The organism is Oleiphilus sp. HI0117 (assembly GCF_001635235.1).
Map to the genome: position 1 here is coordinate 1 of NZ_LWGA01000903.1, position 4,544 is coordinate 4,544.

Consider the following 4,544-nt stretch of genomic DNA (forward strand, 5'->3'; position numbering starts at 1 on the left):
TGAGGTACTCTGCAACAAAGGGGGGCTTAGTTGGGACTGAATAACGGCGCTTTAGTCCTAGAATTTACTTTAACAAAGTGAAATAAGTGGTAATTACGCCCAAACTAAGCCCTTTGGACGATTCAACTACGCCCCCCTCGCCTGTATTATTCCATCATCGGTAAACAGGAAGAAGAGCACTCAGGCCGCTAACTTCTTCCTGTTTGCAGCTATCTAACGAGGTTCCTTAATTGGCATGTTAGAACTGATAATTTATTCTCCTTAAAAGGCACTTAGTATTTTCGGCTACTAGTGCCTTTTTTTTATGCCTGAATAAGTAGTCTCACTTTATAAACACTAGCTCACTCCTTTCCCTCATCGCTTACCTTGCCAAACGACCTAGTTTGGGCGAAAAGGGAATGGGATATTTATGGTGGTTTGCATTACATTCTCAACACCAAAGTCAGCTAAATACATTCGTTTAACAATTTTATTCTCGAGAACAGGGTGATTAAGCTCGGAACTTACGATACGGCAGAAAGAAACCTCCCCGCTTGGTTCGATTATCACTTCCAGCATTAACAAGCCCTCAAGAAAAGGGTCTTTTCGCAATTCCCGAACGTATAATTTGTTAAAGGCTGACTTTAAGGACTCGGCGACGAGACGAATATTTTCTTCGCTACGCGAAAGCATACCCGAAGCTGCTTCTTCTTCAGCAAGAGCTAAAGATATCTCATCTTCTGTTGCATCTAGCACCTCATTCTCACGCGCACTTAGTGACACGGTTTCCGCTGGAGCCGCTAAGGCTTCAGTAGAAATCCCACTACTGCGCTTGAGCACTTCTGAACTAGCAGGTCCGCTTGCTTTCGCGGCAATGGTCGCCTGCTTACTTGGTGCAACTTTCTTTTTCAAGGCAGCGACATCGACGACTGTCTTAAGTTCAGCAAGATCTGACTGCACAGCTAACAAGCCGGACTTTTTAGCAACTTCTCTCGCTTTTTTGACTTTTGTAGTCAGAGGTTTTTTAATCGGCTCCGGCTTTTTAATTGGCTTAGGCTTTTCTTTAGGCTTAGGCTTTTCTTTAGGTTTAGGTTTTTCTTCTTTAGGCTTTTCTTCAACCTTTTTAGGTTTCTCTTCCTTTTTGACTGGCTTGGGTTTGGGTGGCTCTTTTTTCTTCACTAACTTTGCTAGTTGCGGTGGGAGCTTTTCAAGTGATTTGCGATCTTTTTCAGGCACAGATGCATTAGGTATCCATACCGCTAGTACCAAAAAGACCATGAGCAAGGTAAGCAGAATACTGCTGAAACGTTTACTTTCACCAGCTTCTTTCGTCCAAGGTAGATTTAAGCGGTCTTGTGGAAAAATCATCCCTACCCCTTACCTTCAAGCTTTCTTGATACAGCCAGGGAAACCCGGGTATAGCTGGCGGCAGTACAAGTTGCCATAATCTTTTTTAACAGCTTATAAGGCACGTTTTTATCTGCGATTAAAGTAACAGGGTATCCATCACGAACATTCTGCAAAGACTGATTTTTACTTGCTTGATAGTCCAGCTCTGACTTTAAGCCAGGAAATAGACCGTCATCTGAAACCTCACTAATGCTAGATACTACCCGCCCCTGAACAAGGATATTGCTGCCACTTACAGCAATTACGATATTTTCCTTAGGCTGCTGCTTAGCCACCGACAGCGGCAACTCAACAGACTTATCCTGCTGAAGTACTTTTACATCTGAAGAGTTCACCATCAGAAAGAAAACTAAAATGGTAAAAATATCCATGAGTGACACAAGGTTTAAGCCACCGGTTTTATGCATTCGTCGGTAATGACGTTGCATCCTCTTCGCTCTTCTGGATAGTTTCATGGTGTCGCCCCCCCACCAGTACTTTCAACATCCAAAATGGGTGCGTCACCAATAGATATATCGGGGAAAAGCTCTGCATTAACAACACTTGCTGCAACAACAGTCTCATAAGAGCGAGTTAAATCCATGGCACTAACAAGAGTTTGATAATTTATCTCTTCGCCCAAAAGCAATGTGATATCAGTCTTCTCAGGGAACCTGTTTTTTAACTGCTTAAGGACTTTCACTAAGGAATCAAAGTCGTAACCTTGCTCACTACTCTGAATCTTTCTTATTAAACCCTGTTTCGTATCAGCCAATGTCAGGCTGTTTTTACGTATTATTAGTTGCAGTTGCAATTCTTCGGAATTATCTGGGAGTTGCGCATCGTCCAGTACTGGAAAATTAAGGTCTAATACTGCTGTTTGAGAAAAAACCATACTTAATAGCAATACCGGCACAAGTACAATCATGAGATTCATGAACGCAGTGATGTCCAATTCTGCCTGCTGAACAAGCTTTCTATGCTTCCTTCGTGCCATATATATATCGCTAGTTAGTAATACCGGTTAGTTATCTATCTTTTGAATAAATAAACTACTGTCAATTGAGTTCATAAAAAAGATGAGTGCTAGGACTGACCAGTTTTATCGGAAATCATATTTAGTAATTTCACACCAGCCATCTCAAAACTATCGACAATTTCATTGGTCTTAGTCTGTAGCACTGCATGGCAAAGCAATAGAGGAATAGCAGCCATCAAACCAAAAGCAGTTGTATTCATTGCAACGGAGATGCTTTGAGAAAGAAGAGAAGCTTTTTCTGCTGGATCGGCATTGGCTACTGCAGTGAACGCAGCAATCAAACCAATGATAGTACCCAGCAAACCAAGCAAGGTAGATACGTTAGCTAATGTCGCTAAATACTGTGTACGCTTTTCAAGGCGAGGAAGTGTTTCCATCAAGCCTTCTTCCATAGCGAACTCAATTTCATCCCGGTTAGCATTGTTTAATAAACGACTTAAACCCGCACCCATAATTGCTGCAATAGCAGCCTGTGAGTCGTTAGCAAACTTTAGCGCTTTTGGGTAATCGCGCTTTCTAAGAATCGGTAACAGCCCCTTATCAAAGGCATTTCTATTAGAGTTCTTTGCTGCGGTTAAATATATAAAACGCTCAATAGCAATCGCTAAACCGATTACTAAAACGACTGCGATTGGGTACATAAACGCCCCACCTTCCTGAAAAAATCGCAAGATCGTATCTAACATGATTTGTGCCCCTTAATGTTCTAATTAAAGCGTTTTGCAAATACTACGAGTACGTAATGCTCATAGAATCGCTACCGCATCTATTTTTTGTATTCAAAGTAATTGTTCGGCGTTGATGACTAAATAAACATCAACGAAATAAAACAGAGTTTGTCGTCAGCTATAATGCTGATTTTCATTATGTCTTTACCTGCACCTTAATACGTATGAACAGGTTCACGTTCCTTGTTGACGAACGACTATGTGATTGCAAGTGTATAGACAGCAACCCAGGAATTCCGGGACACGCTCATAAATTCCCTACAAATTTACAAGGTTTTACGCTTTCCATTACACTATCGAGGTTTGAAAGACGGAGAATCGACTTCCAAAAACCTTGAAAAATGAATCTGCTGTCGGAACCGGACAGGTTCAATGCTATCTAAAATGCCAGGAATACTTTTTGGCGGAGACGCTTCATCACGCTTCTCTATAGTTGGTAGTTTCCATGGCAGATCAAAACTTACATTTGGCAGTTCAGAGCTGCCAATAATAGAGACTTCCGACAGCGTTTCAACCCTCTTTTCATCTTGATTCGACTTAGAAACCGCAAAAGGAGACATAAGCAACAAAATGACAGATATCAGACAAGAAATTGCTTTAATCCTTCTCAATTTGATCAAATTCATTTACTTACGCTCCAGCATTTTTATCCAGCGCTCTACAGTCTTTGTGTCGTCTTCACCCGCATTTTTAACATAAGCCTGGTAATGTTCAATTGCTTGGTCGTAATCACGTAGGTACAACTCATAAAGTACCCCGAGATTGTAATTAACCATCGGATGATTTGAATCCTTTGCTAAGGCTGACTTTAAAAATCGTTCACTGTCCTGAAACTTACCTTCATCCTGGCTAATCAAAGATAATTGAATCAAAGCGTTTACGTTTTTAGGATTAATATCTAGTGCTTGCTGATAGTAGCCTTCAGCTTCAGCTAACTGCCTATTTGAATGACGAATCAAACCAAGGTTAACGTATGCACCAGCCAGGGTCGGATATCTATCAATTAAGCCCTTAAATATCTCTTCTGCTTCAACGTAAGATTTTTCTTTGATAAGAGCTAGACCTTGCTTGTATGCAATTTTATCGTCTTCCGTGAGGATTGGCTTAACAATAGCGCTAGCCGGCTTCTCAATCTGGATAGGCTCTATTTTTTTGCTAGTACTTGAACAAGCTACGACAAAATACAAAGCACCTATAACAAGGATTACCTTAGATATATGACTCATAGGCTTAGAAATATTCATCAGCATGTAAGATCGCCTTTGATTTACGTTCAAACTCTGTTGGATTCATTTCAGCTAACACTTCATAGGTGGCTGCAATCCATCTATCGTACTCACCATCAGGAACCTTATCGAGGTTAATCTGATAAATCTCCAAAGCTTGCTCTTCGAATGAGTACGCCTGCT

At 41.0% G+C, this 4,544-nt stretch carries 6 protein-coding genes; all 6 read right to left on the bottom strand.

Annotation, left to right across the window (positions count from 1 at the left end; all coding sequences use genetic code 11):
* Positions 1–378: 378 nt before the first annotated feature.
* Entirely contained in the window at positions 379–1,347 is a 969-nt protein-coding gene (locus A3757_RS15980) for an AgmX/PglI C-terminal domain-containing protein (RefSeq protein WP_068566983.1), read from the bottom strand.
* Positions 1,348–1,349: 2 nt separating this feature from the next.
* Complete coding sequence (locus tag A3757_RS15985) at positions 1,350–1,844, bottom strand: biopolymer transporter ExbD (protein WP_068509548.1); 495 nt, start codon at positions 1,842–1,844, stop codon at positions 1,350–1,352.
* Positions 1,841–2,365 carry a biopolymer transporter ExbD gene (locus A3757_RS15990; RefSeq protein WP_068512655.1) on the bottom strand — a complete coding sequence of 175 codons (525 nt, stop codon included), beginning with the start codon at positions 2,363–2,365 and terminating at the stop codon, positions 1,841–1,843. Before A3757_RS15990 ends, A3757_RS15985 begins: the two co-directional genes overlap by 4 nt.
* A gap of 89 nt (positions 2,366–2,454) precedes the next feature.
* A complete protein-coding gene (locus A3757_RS15995) occupies positions 2,455–3,093 on the bottom strand; it encodes a MotA/TolQ/ExbB proton channel family protein (RefSeq protein WP_068512663.1) in 639 nt (212 codons plus the stop codon).
* A 335-nt stretch (positions 3,094–3,428) separates the two neighbouring features.
* Complete coding sequence (locus A3757_RS16000; protein ID WP_068506862.1) at positions 3,429–3,761, bottom strand: hypothetical protein; 333 nt, start codon at positions 3,759–3,761, stop codon at positions 3,429–3,431.
* Positions 3,762–4,385, bottom strand: coding sequence for a tetratricopeptide repeat protein (locus A3757_RS16005; RefSeq protein ID WP_068512665.1), 624 nt, complete (start codon positions 4,383–4,385; stop codon positions 3,762–3,764).
* Positions 4,386–4,544: the final 159 nt, after the last annotated feature.

Excerpts from the sequence above, each read along its gene's own strand:
- A3757_RS15980 (WP_068566983.1), bottom strand. The coding sequence starts at position 1,347 with ATGATTTTTCCACAAGACCGCTTAAATCTACCTTGGACGAAAGAAGCT.
- A3757_RS16000 (WP_068506862.1), bottom strand. The coding sequence starts at position 3,761 with ATGAATTTGATCAAATTGAGAAGGATTAAAGCAATTTCTTGTCTGATA.
- A3757_RS15995 (WP_068512663.1), bottom strand. The coding sequence starts at position 3,093 with ATGTTAGATACGATCTTGCGATTTTTTCAGGAAGGTGGGGCGTTTATG.
- A3757_RS16005 (WP_068512665.1), bottom strand. The coding sequence starts at position 4,385 with ATGCTGATGAATATTTCTAAGCCTATGAGTCATATATCTAAGGTAATC.
- A3757_RS15990 (WP_068512655.1), bottom strand. The coding sequence starts at position 2,365 with ATGGCACGAAGGAAGCATAGAAAGCTTGTTCAGCAGGCAGAATTGGAC.
- A3757_RS15985 (WP_068509548.1), bottom strand. The coding sequence starts at position 1,844 with ATGAAACTATCCAGAAGAGCGAAGAGGATGCAACGTCATTACCGACGA.